The sequence below is a fragment of the Acinetobacter sp. 148 genome (genome assembly GCF_031196675.1).
GTDB classification, from domain to species: Bacteria; Pseudomonadota; Gammaproteobacteria; order Pseudomonadales; family Moraxellaceae; genus Acinetobacter; species Acinetobacter baumannii.
Map to the genome: position 1 here is coordinate 59,225 of NZ_JAVIMT010000090.1, position 19,651 is coordinate 78,875.

General features: G+C 40.8%; 27 protein-coding genes. All 27 read left to right on the forward strand.

What is annotated here, in order from left to right; translation table 11 throughout:
* Positions 1–16: 16 nt before the first annotated feature.
* Positions 17–1,102: a minor capsid protein gene (locus RFX69_RS17860; protein WP_289332347.1), complete on the forward strand. Its 1,086-nt coding sequence runs from the start codon at positions 17–19 to the stop codon at positions 1,100–1,102.
* Complete coding sequence (locus tag RFX69_RS17865) at positions 1,099–1,248, forward strand: hypothetical protein (protein ID WP_153560487.1); 150 nt, start codon at positions 1,099–1,101, stop codon at positions 1,246–1,248. Before RFX69_RS17860 ends, RFX69_RS17865 begins: the two co-directional genes overlap by 4 nt.
* Before the next feature lie 144 nt (positions 1,249–1,392).
* On the forward strand, positions 1,393–2,118 hold the full coding sequence (locus tag RFX69_RS17870) for a hypothetical protein (RefSeq protein ID WP_194302141.1): 726 nt from the start codon (positions 1,393–1,395) through the stop codon (positions 2,116–2,118).
* A gap of 17 nt (positions 2,119–2,135) precedes the next feature.
* Positions 2,136–3,152 carry a hypothetical protein gene (locus RFX69_RS17875; protein ID WP_309169546.1) on the forward strand — a complete coding sequence of 339 codons (1,017 nt, stop codon included), beginning with the start codon at positions 2,136–2,138 and terminating at the stop codon, positions 3,150–3,152.
* An 11-nt stretch (positions 3,153–3,163) separates the two neighbouring features.
* A complete protein-coding gene (locus RFX69_RS17880) occupies positions 3,164–3,349 on the forward strand; it encodes a hypothetical protein (RefSeq protein ID WP_000818586.1) in 186 nt (61 codons plus the stop codon).
* A gap of 56 nt (positions 3,350–3,405) precedes the next feature.
* Positions 3,406–3,792, forward strand: a complete 387-nt coding sequence (locus RFX69_RS17885; RefSeq protein WP_289332348.1) for a hypothetical protein — start codon at positions 3,406–3,408, stop codon at positions 3,790–3,792.
* 3 nt (positions 3,793–3,795) lie between these two features.
* Positions 3,796–4,188 carry a glutamate 5-kinase gene (locus RFX69_RS17890; RefSeq protein WP_272384289.1) on the forward strand — a complete coding sequence of 131 codons (393 nt, stop codon included), beginning with the start codon at positions 3,796–3,798 and terminating at the stop codon, positions 4,186–4,188.
* A 4-nt stretch (positions 4,189–4,192) separates the two neighbouring features.
* Positions 4,193–4,648 (forward strand): hypothetical protein, encoded by a 456-nt coding sequence (locus tag RFX69_RS17895; RefSeq protein ID WP_272384290.1) that lies wholly within the window; start codon positions 4,193–4,195, stop codon positions 4,646–4,648.
* A 1-nt stretch (position 4,649) separates the two neighbouring features.
* The gene (locus tag RFX69_RS17900; RefSeq protein ID WP_001251829.1) at positions 4,650–5,045 is read left to right on the forward strand and encodes a phage tail terminator-like protein; all 396 of its coding nucleotides are present in this window, start codon (positions 4,650–4,652) and stop codon (positions 5,043–5,045) included.
* A 152-nt stretch (positions 5,046–5,197) separates the two neighbouring features.
* Positions 5,198–5,749: a phage antirepressor N-terminal domain-containing protein gene (locus tag RFX69_RS17905; RefSeq protein ID WP_032051275.1), complete on the forward strand. Its 552-nt coding sequence runs from the start codon at positions 5,198–5,200 to the stop codon at positions 5,747–5,749.
* Complete coding sequence (locus tag RFX69_RS17910; protein WP_032051276.1) at positions 5,746–6,108, forward strand: hypothetical protein; 363 nt, start codon at positions 5,746–5,748, stop codon at positions 6,106–6,108. Before RFX69_RS17905 ends, RFX69_RS17910 begins: the two co-directional genes overlap by 4 nt.
* Positions 6,109–6,177: 69 nt before the next feature.
* On the forward strand, positions 6,178–7,107 hold the full coding sequence (locus RFX69_RS17915; protein WP_246984940.1) for a phage tail tube protein: 930 nt from the start codon (positions 6,178–6,180) through the stop codon (positions 7,105–7,107).
* A 15-nt stretch (positions 7,108–7,122) separates the two neighbouring features.
* Entirely contained in the window at positions 7,123–7,617 is a 495-nt protein-coding gene (locus RFX69_RS17920; protein ID WP_309169549.1) for a hypothetical protein, read from the forward strand.
* A 2-nt stretch (positions 7,618–7,619) separates the two neighbouring features.
* Positions 7,620–7,868 carry a hypothetical protein gene (locus RFX69_RS17925; protein ID WP_025466848.1) on the forward strand — a complete coding sequence of 83 codons (249 nt, stop codon included), beginning with the start codon at positions 7,620–7,622 and terminating at the stop codon, positions 7,866–7,868.
* A gap of 259 nt (positions 7,869–8,127) precedes the next feature.
* Complete coding sequence (locus RFX69_RS17930) at positions 8,128–8,577, forward strand: Panacea domain-containing protein (protein ID WP_020753259.1); 450 nt, start codon at positions 8,128–8,130, stop codon at positions 8,575–8,577.
* A gap of 14 nt (positions 8,578–8,591) precedes the next feature.
* Entirely contained in the window at positions 8,592–8,996 is a 405-nt protein-coding gene (locus RFX69_RS17935) for a hypothetical protein (protein ID WP_031978347.1), read from the forward strand.
* Positions 8,997–9,102: 106 nt separating this feature from the next.
* Positions 9,103–9,279, forward strand: a complete 177-nt coding sequence (locus RFX69_RS17940; RefSeq protein WP_014466185.1) for a hypothetical protein — start codon at positions 9,103–9,105, stop codon at positions 9,277–9,279.
* Positions 9,280–9,287: 8 nt separating this feature from the next.
* On the forward strand, positions 9,288–9,698 hold the full coding sequence (locus tag RFX69_RS19445; protein ID WP_032032007.1) for a DUF4236 domain-containing protein: 411 nt from the start codon (positions 9,288–9,290) through the stop codon (positions 9,696–9,698).
* A 9-nt stretch (positions 9,699–9,707) separates the two neighbouring features.
* A complete protein-coding gene (locus RFX69_RS17950) occupies positions 9,708–10,088 on the forward strand; it encodes a J517_1871 family lipoprotein (protein WP_029574739.1) in 381 nt (126 codons plus the stop codon).
* A gap of 63 nt (positions 10,089–10,151) precedes the next feature.
* Complete coding sequence (locus RFX69_RS17955; protein ID WP_309169552.1) at positions 10,152–12,914, forward strand: hypothetical protein; 2,763 nt, start codon at positions 10,152–10,154, stop codon at positions 12,912–12,914.
* Between the two features lie 80 nt (positions 12,915–12,994).
* Complete coding sequence (locus RFX69_RS17960) at positions 12,995–13,420, forward strand: hypothetical protein (RefSeq protein WP_000089177.1); 426 nt, start codon at positions 12,995–12,997, stop codon at positions 13,418–13,420.
* Positions 13,421–13,675: 255 nt separating this feature from the next.
* Entirely contained in the window at positions 13,676–13,825 is a 150-nt protein-coding gene (locus tag RFX69_RS17965) for a hypothetical protein (RefSeq protein ID WP_000399748.1), read from the forward strand.
* A 40-nt stretch (positions 13,826–13,865) separates the two neighbouring features.
* Positions 13,866–14,342 (forward strand): hypothetical protein, encoded by a 477-nt coding sequence (locus RFX69_RS17970; protein WP_289337778.1) that lies wholly within the window; start codon positions 13,866–13,868, stop codon positions 14,340–14,342.
* A complete protein-coding gene (locus RFX69_RS17975; RefSeq protein ID WP_309169555.1) occupies positions 14,343–14,849 on the forward strand; it encodes a DUF1833 family protein in 507 nt (168 codons plus the stop codon).
* On the forward strand, positions 14,846–15,166 hold the full coding sequence (locus RFX69_RS17980; RefSeq protein WP_309169556.1) for a hypothetical protein: 321 nt from the start codon (positions 14,846–14,848) through the stop codon (positions 15,164–15,166). Before RFX69_RS17975 ends, RFX69_RS17980 begins: the two co-directional genes overlap by 4 nt.
* Entirely contained in the window at positions 15,163–17,991 is a 2,829-nt protein-coding gene (locus RFX69_RS17985; protein ID WP_309169557.1) for a host specificity factor TipJ family phage tail protein, read from the forward strand. Before RFX69_RS17980 ends, RFX69_RS17985 begins: the two co-directional genes overlap by 4 nt.
* Before the next feature lie 58 nt (positions 17,992–18,049).
* Entirely contained in the window at positions 18,050–19,636 is a 1,587-nt protein-coding gene (locus tag RFX69_RS17990; protein WP_309169558.1) for a hypothetical protein, read from the forward strand.
* The last annotated feature ends 15 nt before the right edge of the window (positions 19,637–19,651 follow it).

The window sequence follows — 19,651 nt, forward strand, 5'->3', positions numbered from 1 at the left end:
ATCGCAGGAGTGACAAATGAACGTCCAGTTGTCACAACAAGCTCTACTTGATGCTCTGGTATCACATCAGGCTTATCTTTATCGGCTGTCTTCAACTGAAATTAACAATCTCTTAACTCAGTTCGATTCGCTCTCTAGTGAAATGCTTTCGAAGTTAAGAGATTTATTAGATGATTTGAGTGACGCTGAAAAGACTGCATTGATGGCAGCGCAATACACAACACCTGCTTTGAAAGAAGTTAGAACATTGGTTCAGACTTGGCAGGCAAGTGTAGCGTCAGGATTGCTTGAGAGCTTCACAGTAAGCGCAACAGCGTTGGCAGTATACGAAGCTACATATCAGGCTAAAACTCTCGCTAATCGAAAAATAGAACCAAATGGAAAGACACTATTCAACAAGGCAAAGAAAACGCCTTTAAGCGGTGGTGTGCTACTTGATTACCTATTCGAGAAGATTGCAGACGATACAAAAGTACGAGTAGAGCAAACAATTCGAGATGGTCTATCTCGGGGTCAGACAAACCAGCAGATTGTTCAGCGAATTAAAGGCAAGAAAGCACTTAACTATCAAGACGGTTTGCTTGATCAGAGTAGAAACCAGATTTCTACCATGGTTCGTACAGCTCGGAGTCATGTGTCAAATGTGGCCTTGAATGAAACGTATCAGACCATTGGTGTTGAGTATGTAAAGTTCATCGCAACACTAGATAGCCGCACTTCTAAAATCTGCATGGGTTACTCGGACAAGGTTTACAAGAAAGATGAGCCTCATCCAGTGCCACCACTTCACCCAAACTGTAGATCGATCCTGATTCCTGTTTCTGATGATTCAGGAAAAACAATTGGGATGCGTCCATTTAACAATAAAGTGAATGGTGAAGGTGAGATAGGCGTGGTTGATTCAAATACAACTTTCAAAGGTTGGTTTGATAAACAAGATGCAGCTTTTCAAAAGTCTTGGCTTGGGCCTGCTAGATACAAGCTATTCAAAGAGGGGAAATACTCATTGGATAAGTTTGTAGATCCTTTAACAGGTCAGCCATTCACACTTGCTGAACTAAAAAAGCTAGATGAAGAAATGTTTAAGAGGTTGGGATTATGATTTATTTCTTTTGTGTTCTCCTCTTTGTTGCACTTGTTTATGGAAAGGCTGACGGCATAGGAGCTTTTGCCTTAGCAATTGTTGACTTGGCATTAATTGCAGCCATCTTATTTTTATGGTGTGCAGATAAAAAGGTTTTCCTATGATCACATCTGAACAGCAAATCATTAATGACCTAATCCTCTGGTCTTGGACCATTCCAAGAAAGTAAATGATTCAAACCTTAGCACCTTCGGGTGCTTTTTTATTGCCCGCAGTTTGTGACTGCAAAACCGCTCAGGGAGCAAAACATGAAATACAAACTCGATAGCCTAGAGGGCTTATCAGATGAAATGAAGGCACTTTACGAAGAAAAAGACGGTGCATTCTATTTAAAAGTTGAAGGTCTGCCGCAGCAAGACAGTTCAGAACTTGATGGCTTAAAAAAGAAAGTTGAAGAGCTTCTTGGTGAAAAGAAAACTGCGCAGCAAAAACAACGTGAAGCTGAAGAAGCAGCTCGAAAAGAGGCTGAAGAAGCAGCGCGTAAAAAAGGCGATGTAGCTGCATTAGAGGCATCTTGGCAAGCCAAACTTGAACAAGCAGAAGCAAAACATGCAGAAGCTACCAAAGCATTGCAAGACCAAGTCTACAAATTAACTGTCGGGCAAACAGCACAAGCATTAGCAAGTGAGCTTTCAATCAAAGGCTCGGAGGCAGTTTTGCTTCCACATATTACTAACCGTCTTCAGGTTGAAACTGATGAAAACGGTGAGGTCAAAGTACGTGTACTAGATTCGCAGGGCAAACCTAGTGCTTTAAGTATTGATGACCTCAAAAAAGAGTTTCGTAGCAATGTGGCGTTTAAGCCATTAATTGTTGCTTCAAATGCGTCAGGAAGTGGGGCTTCTGGCGGTGGTTCAGGTGGTGGAGCTGCCAAGAAACCAAGTGAAATGACCACGCAAGAGCGCTTGGAATTCCAAAAGAATGATCCTCAAGGGTTCCAAGCAGCAGTAGCGAATGGTGACTTTAATAATTAATTATTGGGAGTAACTCCATGCCTTCTTTAGTAGAAGTATTTAACCGTGAAGTAGTTTTATCTTATCTACGTCCAAATCCTGTGGCAGTTTCGCCACTCGTGCAGTCAGGTGCATTCGTATCTGATGAATCTTTACGTCCTTTGCTTACAAGTGGTTCATCAACATTCGTCGTTCCATACATTAACGGTGTGGATGGTAATGTTGAACAGAACTATGGCAACACCATTTTGACTGATATCGCAATGCCTCGCACGATTGATGCAGGTGAAATGCAAGGCCGCGTTGCTTATATGAACGAAGGCTTTCTTGAGTCTGTTCTTGGGCAGTATTTATCGAAGGTCAATTCACTTGAGCTTATTGGTGGAATGCTGAATAAGTATTGGCAACAAGCTGCCGAAAACCGTGCTCTAGCAACAGTAATTGGCTTGCGTAATTATGACCAGGCGAACGGCAAGCGATTCACTACTGACATCTCTGCTTCAACAGCAACAGATGCTTCACGTTGGTCAGTAGATGCCTACATTGATGCGGAAAGCACAATGAATGCTTCATTACGTGGACGTGGTGTGATGTTCGTGCATTCACGTATTGCTGCGAAGATGCGTAAACAGCAATTACTTGAACAAGTGACCACAAGTGATAACTTGCCACCAATCACCGTTTACAACGGGCGCGCAGTCATTGAAACAGATACCAATACGCAAATTGGCACAGGCGCAAACGCTAAGTTCATCACGATTCTTGCAGGTCCACGCGCATTTGCATATGACTCTGTTCCCGGTCCAAAAGATTTGAAGGTTGAAGAAACACAATCAACTGGTAATGGTGCTGGTCATGAAATCCTTTGGACGCGTCGCAACATGTTGATCCATCCGCAAGGTTTTAGCTTCATTGCACCTAAAGACACTTTAACTGGTGGTACAGAGCGTGAGTCTTTAAGCGCTTCTTGGGCTGATTTGCAGAAGGCAGCTAACTGGGAACTTGTAACCAAACCAGAAGACACCTCAATCCGCTTCCTAATTACTAACCTTTAAGGAGAGCAGTCATGGCTGAGAAGCAACCAGACTACAAATACCAATACCCAACTGACCGCCGATATGCTGATGATGCGACTGACACATTAGCAGCAGGCACTATGTTTGACCCTGCCAAAACAGCGGGTGACTATGGCATTAAGGACCCAGAAGTAGCAGTTCCTGTGCCAGAAGCACCGCTGAATGGTGGTGCATAACTAAAGCAGGGCGGCTTTCGGGCCGTCCTTCTTAATTAGATTTTTAGGATTAAGCTATGAATTATGTAACAGTCGAAAGTGTGACTCAAAAGCTAGGGCCTAACTGGTGGGGAACTGGTGATCCGGTTATTGCTGTAATGCAGGCTAATGCGTGGCTTAATGCTAGAAATTTACCAGACTATCCAGAAGGTGAAGTGCCAGATGCGATTCTTACGGCTGGCGCTTACTTAGCAAAACTGGCAGCAGCAGGGCAACTCTACACAACTAAAGAAGGTGTAGTAGCATCCAAAACAGTCTCTGCACAGTCTGGCACGTCTGTAAGCAAGACCTATGTTGCTGGAAAAGAAGAAACAGTCAGTGGTGATATGCAATTCATCCTTGATCTGCTTGAGCCATTCTTTAGTGAGAAGTATCACATCAACACATATGTCATTACGGAGTAGGCCATGGGAATGCGTGATGAGATTCAAAAAGAACTGGCAGCCGCCTTTGATGCTGAAGATGAACTGGCAGACGCTGTAGATTCCTTCACTTGTACTCGAAAGAAGCTAACTGGTTCTAATCCCGCCGCTGGTGAAGATACTTACACTGAATATGTATATGGCGGCAGAGGCGTCCTATTTGGCTCTTATTTAAAAGATTTGGTGAAGCCTATAGATTACCGCGCCACAGACTCCAAAGGCGTGCTCCTGCAAAATGAAGTGAAAGATGCAGCAGGAACTTTAGTTGAACCAGATGTTAATGACATTTGGGTGATCGAAGGTGGTAATTATCGGGTAGTGAGTTATGGTCAGGACCCCTCATCAAGTGTGTGGATCTGTCAGTTAAGAAAGGTATAACACCATGGGCTGGACAAGCAAACCGAGTGCCTTCACTAAAATTATTGAAGCCGATCTAACCAAAAAGCAAAAAGATATTGTGATTGATGCATTACAAGGTGTTGTTCTCCAAAGTCCAGTTGATACAGGGGCATTTAGGGCGTCACACAGAGTCAGCATAAACCAGACTGACCAATCATTTAATGAAGCAGAGAAAGATAAAGGTGGTGGCTCAACCATTAGCAAAGGAACAAGCGCTTTATCCCGTCTAGTTCCTTACTCTACTGTATACATCCAAACGAATGCGCCTTATGCAACTGCTATTGAGTTTGGTCAATATCCAAATCCAGTCAAAAAGGGTTCCTACGACAAAAAGGCCAAAAAATACGTGATTAAAAGCGTGGGAGGTTTTTCGCAGCAAGCCCCTCAAGGTGTTTATTCCACAACCTTTAACTATATTGCTCAGAAATACGGTGGTTAAAATGGCAATGACTTTAGATCAAGCAAGACAAGCCATTATCACTAGAGCAATGGCATTTACTGGAATTGAGCAAAGCCGGATTAAATATCCTAATAAAGACTTTACTGTGCCGGTTGATGGACTATGGTGTGACATTAATGTGTTATGGGGTGGTTCGATCATTGCTGCAATTGGTGATACCCCATGCACAAGAAGAACAGGGATTATCTCAATCAACTGCATGGCCCGTCTGAACACACATGAAGTCGCAATAACAAAACTTGCAGATGCTTGGTTAGCTCATTTCGAATATTACACAACTGGCCAACTAGAGATACTCCAAGGTCAAGTACAAAACCTCGGCAATAACGGGGACTTCATTCAGTACAACATTTCAATAAATTATCGCGTCAATTAACGAATTTAACTTTTAAACGAACCTGTCCTTAGCGGCAGGTTTTTTTATGCCTGCTCTCAGGCAACCACTGGCTAGGCTGATCCCCGAAAAGCACGTTTCCATGTTCAACGTGCCTGCCAGTTTCTTTTTTTGAGCATGATCAGGAGAATGCTATGAATATGGTAGCGCAACCGCAGACTGTATTTTTTCACAATACTCAATTATCAATTGTCGAATACAACAACCAGCCTTATGTGCCAATGAAATTGGTTGTCGAAGGTATGGGTTTGGATTGGAAAAGCCAATACCGAAAGATTGCTAAGAAGTTTAAAACCTGCATGGTCAAAATGACCATTCAGCTATTTGGTGATAGTCAAAGCCGCGAAGTGGTTATGTTGCCACTCAGAAAGCTACCAGCTTGGCTTTATTCAGTAGAGCCCAACAAAGTAAAACCAGAACTTCGAGATACCGTCATCAAATACCAAGAAGAATGTGATGATGTGCTCTGGAACCACTGGACGGGTAAATTGAATGCTAGACACAAAGCTTTTGATGAGCTAAATGCAATTGATATGGATGAAAAAATCTCAAAGGCAAAAGCCACGCTACACAGCCATGGATTACATCTACGCAAAGCCGAAAAGAAAACCAATAAGCAGAAGCGTCAAGACTGGATTAATAAGAATACCCTATTGCTTAATTTTGGTGAGGAGGGTCTAGCATGAATCCAATTACAGATAATGCATACCTTATTTTTGCGTGCAAGCGGGTGAGCGATGGCGACCTAGAGGCGGATTTCATTATTGACGGCATTGTTTATGTTGTTGTGGCAGCATCAAAGGCTAACATACTTAACCTTGCTGAAAAGCAGGAAGAAATAGAGGTTAAATTCCCAAAACATAAAATCATCGTGACACAGCGACCATTGTTCAACTTAATTGAAACACTGGATCAGCTTGAGCAATTGGAAGCTGCAATGATTGCAGATGGCGATCTGATTGATAACAAGCCTACTGGTCGAATCGTTGATGCATTTGATTGGAATAAAAAGCATGACGGAGCAAGACAGCGCGGTCACTGCTAAAGAGAAATTTAAATATCCAACGCCCTCAATTCGAGGGCTTTTTAATGCCCGAAAATTAAGGAGAAAGCCATGTCGAGTGGTGCAAAGATCCGTCTTTACTATGCTGAAGAGCAAACCCCCGAAGTATTACCAACTACACCCGTATGGAAAACCGTTCGTCGTGTGACTGATGGCTTAACTGAAAACGTCACTACTGAAGCATCAAGCAGCGTTGCAGATACTCGCTTCCGTCAAGGTGGTTTTGCAACTGAAGCAGAAATCACAGGTTCTTTAGAAGTTGAATTATCTATTGGCTTGTTTGATGACTTCTGGTCAGCAGTTGCAATGAATAACTGGGCCAGTGATGTTCTTAACTTTGGCGGTAATGTGCGAAAGACATTTACCTTCGTCAAAGTATTTGAAGATATTAACCAGGTATTTATTTACCGTGGTGTACGCATAAATGAAGCTACGATGTCTATTGCTACTACTGGCAAAATCACAGCTACATTTGGCTTGATGGGCACTCTGTTTGAGCGCACTACTACAAACCCTGTTATTTCGCCTTTACCAGTCCCTGAATTAGTCCTTGTTTCAGCGCTTAACGTCGGTGATCTTAAAGTTAATGGTGAAACTGTGGTCGGCACTGCTTGTATGCAGTCTCTTGAATTGACCATTAACAACAATATGGAAGCAATCCGTTGTATTGGCTCTAAAAAGCTCACTGCAACGACTTATCTCGAAAAGATTGTAGATGTAACTGTGAACACTCAATACATGTTCTCGGCGCAATCAGCAGCTTATATAGACTTCATTAAAACCCGTGACACCATGCCGCTAGAATTCTCTATTGAAGATGATGCAGGTAATGGCTATGCCTTCCAGTTCCCACAATTAGAGGTAGCGGAAGCTAATCACCCAGATGGCGGTGGTGAGGACACTATCACAATCGACATCAACTACAACCATATTCGCGTGTCACCGGTTATTACCCGTGTGATTGCACCAGTTACACCTTAATAAGGGGAATTAAAAGTGGCTTTTGATATTGTTGAAAAGAACAAAGACATTACTTATCCATTTGAATGGGTGGACTTCCCAACTGGTGGAAAATTTAAGATTAATGGAATTATGCAGCCAGAGTTTCAACGGGCACTTGAGATCTTTAATCTAGAGACCGCAGAAGAAAAGGCTGACATTAACCTTATTACAAATGAGCGTATTGAAAAGCGTAACGACAAGTTCGCGTATGCAGTCGGTGTGTTCCTTGTGAATGATTGGAAGGGCATTGAATTAACAGATGGGTCGGCACTTGAATACAACCGTACCAATGTTGAAACTATCTTCTGTAAATCTGCACAAAAGAATCAGTTAATTGATTTTGTGATTAAAGAAGCTACCCGCATTCAAACAGAATCCCTTAAGAAGCTTCAGGACATCGTGGGAAAGTCACAACCCTCTACACCTACGCCAACAAGTACGCGGGGCTCACGGACCACGAAAAAAAGCAAAGAGAAGCACTCGGGGTAAAGTTGCCAGCTGCGCCTGACTATTCTTATGTTGCTAATGCCATTCTGACTGCATATAACACGATTGCACGATCTAGACGCTATGAACAAGGTGTTCCTCTGGCGTTAGATATCTCAGCAATTAATGCTTATGTTGAGCAATATGATTTACCAGTTGAGCGTTACATCTTTAATGACTGTATCTTTACGCTTGACGATATGTTCTTGGATGAGGCGCATAAGAAGGCGACGCAACGAGCGACGAAGACTTAAATGCTGACGTACGGTACATAACTTAGACTTTGCGACGTGATATAGCGCACTTGATGTTACATAATACGCCTATGCCCTTGACATTCCAGTAAAGATTCCTTATTGACAGGATTGTCAATATATAATATTTTACTTTACATAGTCCCCTTGGTTGTACGCCATCTATTATCCAGATTGTGCCTAACCCAAGGGGTTTTGCACATCTGAATAAAACATTCAGGATGGCTGGTTGCTCATCCGTTTGTTTTGGAGATATTAAATGTCAATTAAAGCATTAGACGTGGCTAATTACATACTTTGGCTTGAAAATCGCTTTGAAGGCAGTGAAGGTATCACTCCATTAAAACTACAAAAATTGGTTTATTATTGTCAGGGCTTTCATTTGGCAATGTTTGATGAAGAATTATTCCCAGAGAGCATAGAGGCATGGTTGCATGGCCCAGTAGTTCCATCTGTTTATCATCACTTCAAGGCTGCAGGTAATGATATTGTTACTCCGCCAAAAGATTTTAATATAGAAATTCTAAGTGAAGCACAGCGCGAACTTCTAGATGAGGTAATTGAATCTTATGGTCAATTCTCTGCATGGAGATTGCGCAATATGACCCACGAAGAGGCTCCATGGAAGAATGCCTATGAGCCAGGTTGCAACAATGAAATTTCTATTAAAGATATGAAGGCTTACTTTGAAACTCAATTAGAATCTTAAGATTAAGGTTTTATATGAAAATAAAGAAGCCTACTGCACATAAAACAAAAAATATTGCCCAACAAGCTGCTGACAGCCTTCCAAAAAAAGAGGGCTGTATTATTTTCTCTTTGCAGTATATTCAGAAAAACCACTGTTATTCAAACTGTCAGCCTGCAGAAAAGCAGGCTTTAGCTGATGCTATCTTTAAAAGACGAGAAATGACATGGAAAACGATTGCAAAAGAAGCAAGACATGGTTTGGGTTATGAGAAAATAGAAAGAAAAAGTTTAAATGTAGCTGTGCCAAATGTTGTACCAGAAGATGCCTCAATACTTTCATTTAGGTTTTACGGACTAGCTCCAATGGTTGGTTATCGCGAAAATGATATTTTCCATATTTTATGGTTGGATCGTGAATACAAGGTGTATCCACATTAGATATATACCAATGTTTTAAAAACCACCTTCGGGTGGTCTTGCTTTATGTGACATTTAGTAACCAGTTTGTTAAAGTTAGTACACTTTATAATAAACGGTAAAAACCATGAAACAAGTCATTTTAAGTCTTTTATTAGTTTTAAGCTCATTAAGTGTTGCGGAAGCAGGTAGAGGGAGACAACCGTGCTCTGGTAAGAAAGGTGGGATAAGTCATTGCGATGGTAGTAAGTTTGTTTGTAATGATGGTTCCATCAGTGCTTCTAAAAAGATCTGCTCTAGATAGGTGATGTGATGGGATTGAATTTTAGAAAAAGTATAAAAATTGCTCCTGGAATCCGTGTCAATATTAGTAAAAAAGGGCTATCAAGTGTTTCTGTGGGTGGGAAAGGTGCACGTGTAAATGTAAGTAAGAAGGGTACTCGCACAACAGTAGGTATTCCAGGTACTGGTCTTTCTTATACAACAAATACCAGCTACAAGAAGTCAAAAGGGACTTTAAATGACCCTATTCACTTAATACAACAAGAAGGTTCAGATAAAGAAAAAAGAAACGTCTTAGTTACTATTCTGTTATGGATCGGCATTTTTATTTTCCCTTTCATTTTTGCATGGTTTACTCTTCAAAGAAAATACACAAAATTTGAAAAAGTAATAGCATTTGGATGGTTGCTGTTAGTTTTGTTCGCTATGGTTTCTAAATAAGGCACTCGTATGAAAAAGATTATTTTATTAGGGTTAATAGGCATGTTAAGCGGATGTGCTACAACTGCAAATTTCTTTGAACTAACACCAACACAAACAAGAAACGATGGGTATTGGACTGGTGCGCATTCTAATATTTCAGTTGCAACTTTAAAATTAAATAAAGATGGCACAGGAACTATTTGTCAAGACTATCAAGGTGAAGTAAAAGTTCAGTCAATCAAGAAAGTAGGCAATAAAGTTTATACACAAGATGGATCTTTTTGGACAATTAAATCTGAAACTAATACGAATCTAGAGCTAGCTTATGGTGCAGGTGGTAGCTACAAGTTAATCAAAGATGACCAGAAGACCAATACTTCACCAGCCTGTAAGGCTAAGTTAGACTAAAAAGTAGTATAAAAAGCCCGACCAAGTGTCGGGTTTTTTATTGCCTAGAATTTGGAGAGTGAAATGCCTGAATCTGTAAGCCGCTTGGTTATTGTGGTAGATGCCAAAGATGGCAAAAAAGAAGTCGATGCTTTAGATAAGTCTCTAGGCAATGCTGAGAAACAAGGCGATAAGACTGCAAAATCTATTAAAAATGTAGGCCAAGAGACAGATAAAACTACTGATTTATTTTCCAAATTTAAGGAACAAATTAATTCATCTCTTGGCAATACACGCATTGGGTCTGTTATTGGTGATGTCACTGAAAAAGTTGCAGCTTTGCGTGGTGGCGCTTTGATGGCAGGTGCAGCACTTACAGGAATGGCGGTGGGTGGTGCAGCAGTAGCACTTGCTGGACTTTCTGCAATGGCAATTCAAGCCGCTAAAGCGGATGCTGAGATGATTGTTTTAGCAAATAGAGCAAACACTAGCACACAGAACTTTCAAATTCTTTCACATGCTGCTGAACAGCTTGGTATGTCACAAGATGGTTTGGCACAGTCATTAGCTGATGCACAAGAAAAGCTTGGTGAATTCACTGCTAGTGGTGGTGGAGGTGAGGCAGCAGACTTCTTTGATGCCTTAAAAAATAACACCAAAATGACAGATGCAGAGATTCAAAAATTTGCGAAGACTTTGCAGGGTAAAGATGGTGTTGAAGCACTTCAGCTAATGAAAGATAAGCTTGATAGTGTTGGAGCATCTGCACAAGAACAAAGATTTGTCTTTGAAAGTCTAGGTAATGATTTAGGTAATTTACTTCCATTGTTCGAAAATGGAGGGGCTTTATTAGATCGTTATGGAGAGGCATTAACAGAAGCGGGGATTATCAAAAGCAAAGAAGCTATTGAACAGTCTCGACTGCTTGCTGCCCAAACAAAGTCTGTGCAAACCCGATTCGAAGGATTTAAAACACAATTAGCTTCTCAAATGATGCCTGTCTTGAACTCACTTTTAAGTAGTTTCTTACAAGGGGCTGAAGATGGTGGCCAATTTGGTTCCGTAATTCAATCTGTTGGTGTAATTGCTAAGGGCGTAGCAGTTGGCATTATTGGCTTAGCAAGTGCAATTCAGGTCGTTATACGACTCATTCAAGGCTTTGTAGAGCAGGCTAAAAATATTGGTTCGACAGCTGTTAATGTTTGGAATGCTGATGGAGTTGTTGCTAAAGGGCAAGCTCTAGTAAATGGGTTTAAAAATGGCTGGTCTATCGCCAGTGATACTGTAAATGATTCAGTTGCAACCATTAAGGGCTCAATGAAGTCCATGAATGATGTGCTTGATGCATCAGTTCCTAAACTTGATAAGTTGGGTCAGTTGTACTACGACACTAGTGGTGCAATAGATAAAACCAACAAGGGCCTTAAAACAAACGCAAAAGAAGCTAAAGATGCAGAGAATGCTGCAAAGAAAGCTGCTCAAGAGTCGAAAAAGCATGCTCAAGAATTAGAGAAGATCAATGAAGAACGTCTCAAAATTCAATATGAATATTCTGATAAATCCAAACAAATTGAGATGGATTTACAGAAGGAAATTGAGCGCTTGCAAAAATACGGCATGACGCAATATGTCTCTGTAGCGATTCAGAAAGCGAATGATGCAAAACTCATTAGTGAAGCTCAACTTGCTTATGATCTTTACTCCTTCAGGATGAATGAGCAAGAGAAACTTAACGCAAAAACTAAGATTGAAGGACTAAGAATCCAGAAGAGTCGTGAATATAACGCAGAGGAAAAGAAGTCTCGTTTAAGAGCCTTAAAGGAACAATACGATTATGAAACCAACCTAATCAATCTTGCTGCTGAACAAAGAAAACGTGCTTATGAGCAGACTTATAGTAATTCACTAAGAGATATTCAACAGGCTAGAGCGCTCTTAGCAGCACCCAAAGGTGAACGTGAAGGTTTATCAACGCAGTTCGGGGAAAGTAATGCAATGTCTGATAATGACAATGCATTATTGAATGAACAAGATAACTTAAAAGCAAAACTAGCCAAAGGTGAAATTCTAACTCTTGAATACAACAAGCGTATTGAGGATGCTGTTAGGCTCCATGAGGAGACCAAGCATAAGATACAAGAGGAATATGCACAGAAATATCAAGATTTGCAGAAGGGTCAATATGAATCTCAGTTGCAAATCTGGTCCAGTCTTTTAAATCAAGGACAATCTGTGTGGTCTAATTTAACTCAATCAGTAAAGGATGCAAGTGGAGAACAGTCTAAGAGATACAAAGCTATGTTTGCTATGCAGCAAGCATTTGCCATTGCCTCAACAATTGTTTCTGCTCATTTAGCAGCAGCAGAAACTACAGCAGATATTACACTTCCATTCGTTGGAAAAATACCAGCAGCGTCTGCAATCTTGGGCTTTGGATATGCTCAAGCAGCAATGATCGCTGCACAGACCATCGCTGGCTTCTCTTCAGGCGGCTACACAGGCAACATGGGCCGAGGTGATGTTGCTGGTGTAGTTCATGGTCAGGAATATGTACTTAATGCCGCAGCGACTAAGCGAGTCGGTGTTGATACATTGAACGCCATTAACTCTGGTCAATCCTTTGGTAGTTCTGGTGCAACTGTCCTAGAACCAATCGTGAATGTCTATGTCATGGAAGGTCAAACGGCTGACGTGACTAGAAATGACGATGGTTCTTTAGAAGTTCGCATTAGACAGATTGCTGGCGAAGTTGCGGAGCAGGTTTTCCTACAGGGAATTCAAAACCCTAATAGTAGAATCAGCAAGGCATTCAAGCAAAACTACAATGCAACACCTAGACGGCAATAATTGGTAGCCACTTCGGTGGCTATTAAATTTATTCTTTGATAGATTCTAATCTTCTTAATTAAACTTTATGGAAAAGAAGAATGAGTAGAAATGATACTAATTTATTGATAAAAGCAATTTCTGAAAATGCACATAGAGAAGATTATTATCCAGATTTCTATGTGACAGTCGGGGTTGGTGGCAGCGTAATTACTGGTACTGCAATCAGTGAAGAAGAATTTTTCGAACTCGAAGAAAATTCACTTTGGAAGGAATTCTTTTATTCCCATATCAAAGAGCCAAGAGAAGAGATAATTAAAAAGTTAGATGATGGTGAGGAAATTAAATTTCCAGACTCACTTAAAGAACATTTTTTGTATCTTAAAGATGCAAAATATATTCAAAACTCAAAATTGTTCCCAGCTGCGGGCAGACCATTAAGTATTCAGATCCGTGTTTCTGATATTTCAACTTTAAGCCTTGTTGAATTTTGTCAGGGCAAGCCTGCTGATGAGCAAAACCCTTAATTAAAAGTACAGGCATAAGAGAAGAACCGTAAGCGGTATGTAAGTAAAACCGTTTGAAGTTAACAGTATAAGAGAGAACAAACGAAGAGCTGCCTAAGGGCGGCTTTTTCTATTTCTGAATGCGGAAAAACCGCAGGATGAACTAAAAAATTGAAGGATTTAAAATCCTGAAAAAGCAAAAACCCCAGTGTTGGCGCACTGAGGTTCTTTTAAATCAACTTAACCAGAGCAAGATTAAGGAGAAAACAAATCTATATGGAGCATTTTAAACCAATAGTGGAGTTAATGAAAGTGTGTATTGAAAAACATGGGTTATGGCAGACCATTATTGCCTTTATGATCCTATTCTCGGTGCCAATAGTACTTTGGAAACTACCTGAAATTATCGCAGCAATTAAAGCTTAAAACCGACCCACTTAGAGGTCGGTTTTTTTATGGGGCTAATATGAACACATTAAAATACTGCTCAACACAAGAGGGTTACTCGGCTAGTTTGAAGAGCGGGGTAATCACTCAAGAGTTAGATGGTGGCGCACCACGTTCACGAAGAGGACTAAAAAATGGGTATCACACTGTCAATGTTCAATGGAAAGTTCTTGAGGATGGGTTTCAGTATCTTGATGCGTTTTATAACGTTTGGTGTGAAGCCCCTAATCAGAAGTTTAGTGCCTCGCTTCGGGTAAATGGTCCAGAATTTAAGCCTTATGAATGCTTATTTGTTGCTGATAGCTTCCAACTAACAAGTATGCAAGGACCAGTTTATACAGTTACTGCTCAGTTACGCGTTAAGCCAATAGTAGACTCTGAACTTAATAAGATCATTGTTGAAACTGGTAATGATGGGCAAGACTTGGCATCGTTAGTCAACCCACTTGAAAAACTGGTAAACGACGACCTGCCAAGAGCGATGGAGGGTATATAGATGCCTGACTATACATCCTTCTTTCTAAACTCAAGCAGTGGTGTGGTTCCTTTGGAATGTGTTGAGATTACTCATCCCGACTTTACCGAGCCTTTCCGGTTCATCAAAAACGATACAGAAGGTGTGACAGTTAAGCATGAAGCCACAGGGCCGGATGTTCCATATGAATATCAACCTATGTCTATTCAACGATCTACAGTCACAAACGACCTTGATCAAAAGCTAAGCCTAACCATTGCTGATGTAGACGATGAATTAATTAAATCAGTTGTATCTGCTCGTTTGGGCGCTAATTGGAAAATTAGACCATCAGTCAAATGGCGGTTATATCGCGATGATGATTTAACAGCTCCAATGGTTTCTTTACAGACATTAGAGGTGGCTACTTTATCTAAAGATGGCTCTGGTAACTGCACCTTTGATGCACAAGCACCAGAACTAAATAGTGTGAAGACAGGTGAGATTTACTCATTAGAGCGATTCCCACTGTTGCGGGGCATGATATGAACCTAGACCACTTACATAATCGTATTTGGACCAAAGACTACACCTGTAATGAGTTCCTATGTGAAGCATGGAAGGAAGTTACAGGGCGTGATCTTAAGAAGCGCCTAGACAGATTTTTAAATGGAAAGGGTAGCTTCAAAAAGTTAAAGGAACCCATTTCCCCATGCATTGTATTTTTCACCAATGGCAAAAAAAGCTCGACACATGTCGGGCTTTTTTATTGTGACAAGGTTTTGCATTTAACTGGTCGTGGGGTGCAGTACGTTCCACTTGAGATTATTTCCATGAACTTTCGGGAAACGAGGTTTTACAAATGAGTTTGAAAAAAATCATCATCGTTCCTGATGTTTATGACCGATCTACATGGTCAGAAGCTGATGTGGAGGATGTTTTAGCATATATCTATCAGCAGTTTGATGTATGGCCTGAGAACGCAAAGATTTATCACAACCATATTGCAGAAAGTTGTGACGTCACTCCTAACCATCCAAAAAGAATTAATGCCCAACTTGAGCATATTCAAACTTTGGAAGGTAAATTCTTTGTAGTGATAGAGCCAGCATGGTTGCAGTTTGTCTATTATGCAATCGTAGCCATTATGGCGGCATACAGTATTTATACTGTTTTAACTATGCCGAAACCACAGGCGCCTACTGTAGGTTCATCTAATAATGAATTATCGCAACGATCCAACCAAGCACGTCTAAATGCACGTATCCCTGATATCTTCGGGCGAGTCCGTTCTTATCCGGATTTAATCGCGCAAACCTACACAATTTATAAAGATGGCATCGAAATTGAAGAATGCTTGATGTGTATTGGTCGAGGTTACTATCAGATAGAAGACTGTCGTGACGGCACTACTGAAGTTTCAGGAATTGATGGGGTCAGCGTCTCAATTTATGATCCAGGTGTATCCATTGTGAATGGAATTCCAACATATCAAGTTGGAGAGGCTTTCACCGAGCCACCATTATCTGTAATCAAATCAAGCGCAATCAATGGCCAAACTCTGCAATACCCAAATGATCAAAAAATTGAGTCAAGCCTGATTTACTTTCAATACCCAAATCTAATTAAGACATCTGGTTCAACAATTGATTTCACTACATTGTTTACTGCTAACGATATTGTTGCCATTTATAATGCTAGATATGGTGTGCTTGATGTGATGCTATCAGGCGAAATCATGGTGACAAGTTCGGGTTCAGTCATCATTGAATCTACAACCAATATTGCCAATGAGAACACATTCAAAGGTTTGTTACTAACAGGGGCGCTTGTTGATATCTCTACAACATCGGGTGATCCGCCAGAAACAACTGTGACCAAGCGAGACTTGTCTGGTCAGTATGTCATTTCAGGCATTACTAAAACTGCCATTTCAGGTGGTTTTCATTATGAGATTGTTTTGTCAAACCCAAACACAGTGAACTCAAATTGGCAGTATGTGAATGATGACTATACGCTTACATCTGGAGCACTTTTAAATAAAAACACTCAAGGTATTAATCTTGATGGTTCTTATACGATTGCGACAATTACAGCAGATACGATCACGCTTGCACCACCATCATCTGTAAATAATGAATGGGACAAGCTATCAACGCTGCCAAACCAAAACACCACTGGCCAAGACGTTTTAGTGCGTTTAGATGGTTCAACTGACAAGTGGGTGGGGTGGTTTAATATTGCCAAAAATGATGCCACTGGCCTGTTTTACAATCTTGTGTATCCGCAAGGTTTGTATTGGCAGTCACGTTCTGGTCGGCAAGATGCTCACCCAAGCCGCATCAAAATTGAATATCAGCAGATCGACAATAATAACGTACCGTTCGGAGCGATTTATTCAAATGAGTTCTATATTTTTGATAGGAAGCTCACGCAGTTTGGTAAGTCGGTCACCGTTGATTTTCCGTTTACTGGCTCATTCCGATTCCGTGTTGCACGTTTGACAAATGATGATTCAAATGCACGTGCAGATGTCAAAATTAAAGATGTGTTTGGGTTTTCTATCTCGGATAAAGACATTTACAACAATGTGACTGTATTGCGTTCTCGAACAGTTGCTACCGATGGCGCCCTAAGCATCAAAGAACGCAAGCTGAACTGTTTAGTGAATCGCAAACTACCGCTTAATGGCACAGGGCCTTTACAGGTCACACGTTCAGCAGGTCAGGCACTCATTAATTTGGCTTTAGATGAGCACATTGGTCGTCGAACAAGTGAAGAAGTAGACATTGCACAAATCAATGCAGAGATTGCCAAAGTTAATGCTTATTTCGGTTCAGACCTCATGTCTGAGTTCAATTACACCATTGATGATGACAATCTTAGCTTTGAAGAAATCGCGGGAATGGTCGCTAGTTCTGCTTTCTGTGAGCCGTATCGGTTCGGAAGTCTAACCCGTCTCAAGTTTGAGCAGCCACAAGAAAATGCTGTCTTACTTTTCAACCACCGAAACAAAGTACCTTTAACAGAAAAGCGCTCTTATACATTTGGTGTGCAGAAAGACTATGACGGGGTAGAGCTTGAATATACTTCTGATGTGGATGATGCACGTGTGAAATACATCATTCCTGAAGACATCACGCCTAAGAATCCGTTGAAGATTACTACAACTGGTATTCGCAATGAAGCTCAAGCGAAAGTACGAGCGTGGCGCGAGTGGAATAAGCTTCGCTACAAATACATGTCTTGTGAAGTGGAAGTTCTGGACGAGTCTGAATTGCTGATTCGGAATGATCGTATTTTGGTTGCTGACAACACAGTTGTGGATACACAAGATGGTGAAATTGAAGCAGTAGATGGTTTAACTATTCAAACCTCTCAGCCATGCACATTTGATGTTGGTAGTGATTACTTCATTCACTTGCAGATATCGAATGCAACTGTAGATGTGGTGCCATGCACAGCGGGTGCTGATAAATACCATGTAGTGCTTGGCCGACCGCCAGTACAGCCTCTTGTAGTTAGTGACGATCGATACGTTAAAACACTCTACACATTAGTTCGAGCTGATCAAACAGAAGCACAGGCTTTCATGCTTGAAGAACTTACCCCTCAAACTCAAATGACCAATACGCTTAAGGCTTCAAACTACGATGCCCGATTCTATGAGCGTGACCATGACTTTATTTAATTAATTAACAGAAATCCAAGCCCCTTTATCGGGGCTTTTTTATGCTTGGAGAAAAGTAATGGCTAGTGAAATCATTACTCGGCAAGAACTTGTGGACGCGAAAGCAGATGCTGAAAGCTTAGAAAAATTTATTAGTGGTACCGAACTTGAAGATGTCTTAACAAGACTTGGAATGCAGTACCCAACTTTAGCAAAAGCTGTTCTACTTATTCATCAATTAGGTGAAAGTAAGATAGATGATGTATTAAACGATCTCAAAGTTAGATACCTGGCATTATCTGTGCGAGGTAACTGGACACATAGCACAGTCTATGAAATCAAAGACTTAGTCTTTGTTAATAATATTACTTATATTTGTCTTATTGATCACACATCAAGTTCAAATTTCCAAAATGATGTAAACGCAGGAAAGTGGATTGTTTATCAAGGTGTAACACAAGTCGACTTACAATCGTATGTTGCGATGAATAAGACTTATGCACCAGTTCTGGGTTCGCCAGTAAAATTTAAACTTAATCCGCTGATGGCCAGTTTTTTATATGGAATCAGTGACCCAACTCATAAAGACGATGATTTAAACAACTTCCGAGGTTTAAATAATCCTGATGCCTATCATGATTCGAATGTAGCAATCGGTGCTGTTTCATTTGGGCGAAATAACCCTCCATTTGCATATCTTTCTTTAGCGGGTGGACATGATTGTGTACCATTTGGTGTTGCCTCATTTGTGTTTGGTGCTGGTTCTTGTACTGGTAATCCTGATGATCCAGTAGGTTCTGCTAATGGCTTATATGGTTATTGCTCACTATCAGTAGGTAAAAACACCCAAGCCAGAGGACGAATTTCTAATGCGATGGGTCATCTAAACTTATCTGAAAGTTTATATTCATCTACTGACGGTTATAAGTGTATTGCTGGTGCGTCAAAAACAACTGATCCTGACTATCTGCCAGATGGTACGCAGGGCGCTGCCGCTCGTGCGCATGGTTATCAATCAGAAGCATATGGAAACTTTGCTTTCTCATATGGTTCTTTCTTGAAAGCATTTAATGGTGCACAAGCTATTGGTAAAGGTATTGCTTCAGGTGGCGTTATTCAGCCCTTAGTTATTAGTAAGCGGGGTGTTGGTATTGGCTATAACGTGACGAAACCAACAATTTTCTGTAAAGAGGGAGACGGCATTGATCTTGAGCGGGCTTGGGTCGGATTTAATACAGATATTCCGATGTCTCGTTATGATTACAGATATGGTGAGTCAGACACGATTAGTCATGTAATTGAATCCACATCGGGTAATGGGATTCTTGCAAATGAAGTTAAAGGATTGTTAGCAAATGGTAGTTATGCAAGCCTACACAATACTATTGTTTCACATCCAAATGCTGGTCAAGCCTTTGCAACTATTCAGCATCGTCTAAACGGTACTGAATATATGACTGTCGATCAGACAAGGAAGGTTACTTTTGCAAAAGAAATTGAGACTTCATCAGGTTTGCATGTTGCTGGGGACCGTGTCGTTGGCGGTCAGTTGCCAGCAATTCTGGACTTGCCTGCATCTGCAACTTTAGAAGATGTAATTGCAAAAGTTAATCAGATTCTGGCTTCGCTCCGCGGGGGAACTGGTCACGGCCTAATTGCACCTTAATACACAACAAACCAC

Excerpts from the sequence above, each read along its gene's own strand:
- RFX69_RS17860 (WP_289332347.1), top strand. The coding sequence starts at position 17 with ATGAACGTCCAGTTGTCACAACAAGCTCTACTTGATGCTCTGGTATCA.
- RFX69_RS17865 (WP_153560487.1), top strand. The coding sequence starts at position 1,099 with ATGATTTATTTCTTTTGTGTTCTCCTCTTTGTTGCACTTGTTTATGGA.
- RFX69_RS17870 (WP_194302141.1), top strand. The coding sequence starts at position 1,393 with ATGAAATACAAACTCGATAGCCTAGAGGGCTTATCAGATGAAATGAAG.
- RFX69_RS17875 (WP_309169546.1), top strand. The coding sequence starts at position 2,136 with ATGCCTTCTTTAGTAGAAGTATTTAACCGTGAAGTAGTTTTATCTTAT.
- RFX69_RS17880 (WP_000818586.1), top strand. The coding sequence starts at position 3,164 with ATGGCTGAGAAGCAACCAGACTACAAATACCAATACCCAACTGACCGC.
- RFX69_RS17885 (WP_289332348.1), top strand. The coding sequence starts at position 3,406 with ATGAATTATGTAACAGTCGAAAGTGTGACTCAAAAGCTAGGGCCTAAC.
- RFX69_RS17890 (WP_272384289.1), top strand. The coding sequence starts at position 3,796 with ATGGGAATGCGTGATGAGATTCAAAAAGAACTGGCAGCCGCCTTTGAT.
- RFX69_RS17895 (WP_272384290.1), top strand. The coding sequence starts at position 4,193 with ATGGGCTGGACAAGCAAACCGAGTGCCTTCACTAAAATTATTGAAGCC.
- RFX69_RS17900 (WP_001251829.1), top strand. The coding sequence starts at position 4,650 with ATGGCAATGACTTTAGATCAAGCAAGACAAGCCATTATCACTAGAGCA.
- RFX69_RS17905 (WP_032051275.1), top strand. The coding sequence starts at position 5,198 with ATGAATATGGTAGCGCAACCGCAGACTGTATTTTTTCACAATACTCAA.
- RFX69_RS17910 (WP_032051276.1), top strand. The coding sequence starts at position 5,746 with ATGAATCCAATTACAGATAATGCATACCTTATTTTTGCGTGCAAGCGG.
- RFX69_RS17915 (WP_246984940.1), top strand. The coding sequence starts at position 6,178 with ATGTCGAGTGGTGCAAAGATCCGTCTTTACTATGCTGAAGAGCAAACC.
- RFX69_RS17930 (WP_020753259.1), top strand. The coding sequence starts at position 8,128 with ATGTCAATTAAAGCATTAGACGTGGCTAATTACATACTTTGGCTTGAA.
- RFX69_RS17935 (WP_031978347.1), top strand. The coding sequence starts at position 8,592 with ATGAAAATAAAGAAGCCTACTGCACATAAAACAAAAAATATTGCCCAA.
- RFX69_RS17940 (WP_014466185.1), top strand. The coding sequence starts at position 9,103 with ATGAAACAAGTCATTTTAAGTCTTTTATTAGTTTTAAGCTCATTAAGT.
- RFX69_RS19445 (WP_032032007.1), top strand. The coding sequence starts at position 9,288 with ATGGGATTGAATTTTAGAAAAAGTATAAAAATTGCTCCTGGAATCCGT.
- RFX69_RS17950 (WP_029574739.1), top strand. The coding sequence starts at position 9,708 with ATGAAAAAGATTATTTTATTAGGGTTAATAGGCATGTTAAGCGGATGT.
- RFX69_RS17955 (WP_309169552.1), top strand. The coding sequence starts at position 10,152 with ATGCCTGAATCTGTAAGCCGCTTGGTTATTGTGGTAGATGCCAAAGAT.
- RFX69_RS17960 (WP_000089177.1), top strand. The coding sequence starts at position 12,995 with ATGAGTAGAAATGATACTAATTTATTGATAAAAGCAATTTCTGAAAAT.
- RFX69_RS17965 (WP_000399748.1), top strand. The coding sequence starts at position 13,676 with ATGGAGCATTTTAAACCAATAGTGGAGTTAATGAAAGTGTGTATTGAA.
- RFX69_RS17970 (WP_289337778.1), top strand. The coding sequence starts at position 13,866 with ATGAACACATTAAAATACTGCTCAACACAAGAGGGTTACTCGGCTAGT.
- RFX69_RS17975 (WP_309169555.1), top strand. The coding sequence starts at position 14,343 with ATGCCTGACTATACATCCTTCTTTCTAAACTCAAGCAGTGGTGTGGTT.
- RFX69_RS17980 (WP_309169556.1), top strand. The coding sequence starts at position 14,846 with ATGAACCTAGACCACTTACATAATCGTATTTGGACCAAAGACTACACC.
- RFX69_RS17985 (WP_309169557.1), top strand. The coding sequence starts at position 15,163 with ATGAGTTTGAAAAAAATCATCATCGTTCCTGATGTTTATGACCGATCT.
- RFX69_RS17990 (WP_309169558.1), top strand. The coding sequence starts at position 18,050 with ATGGCTAGTGAAATCATTACTCGGCAAGAACTTGTGGACGCGAAAGCA.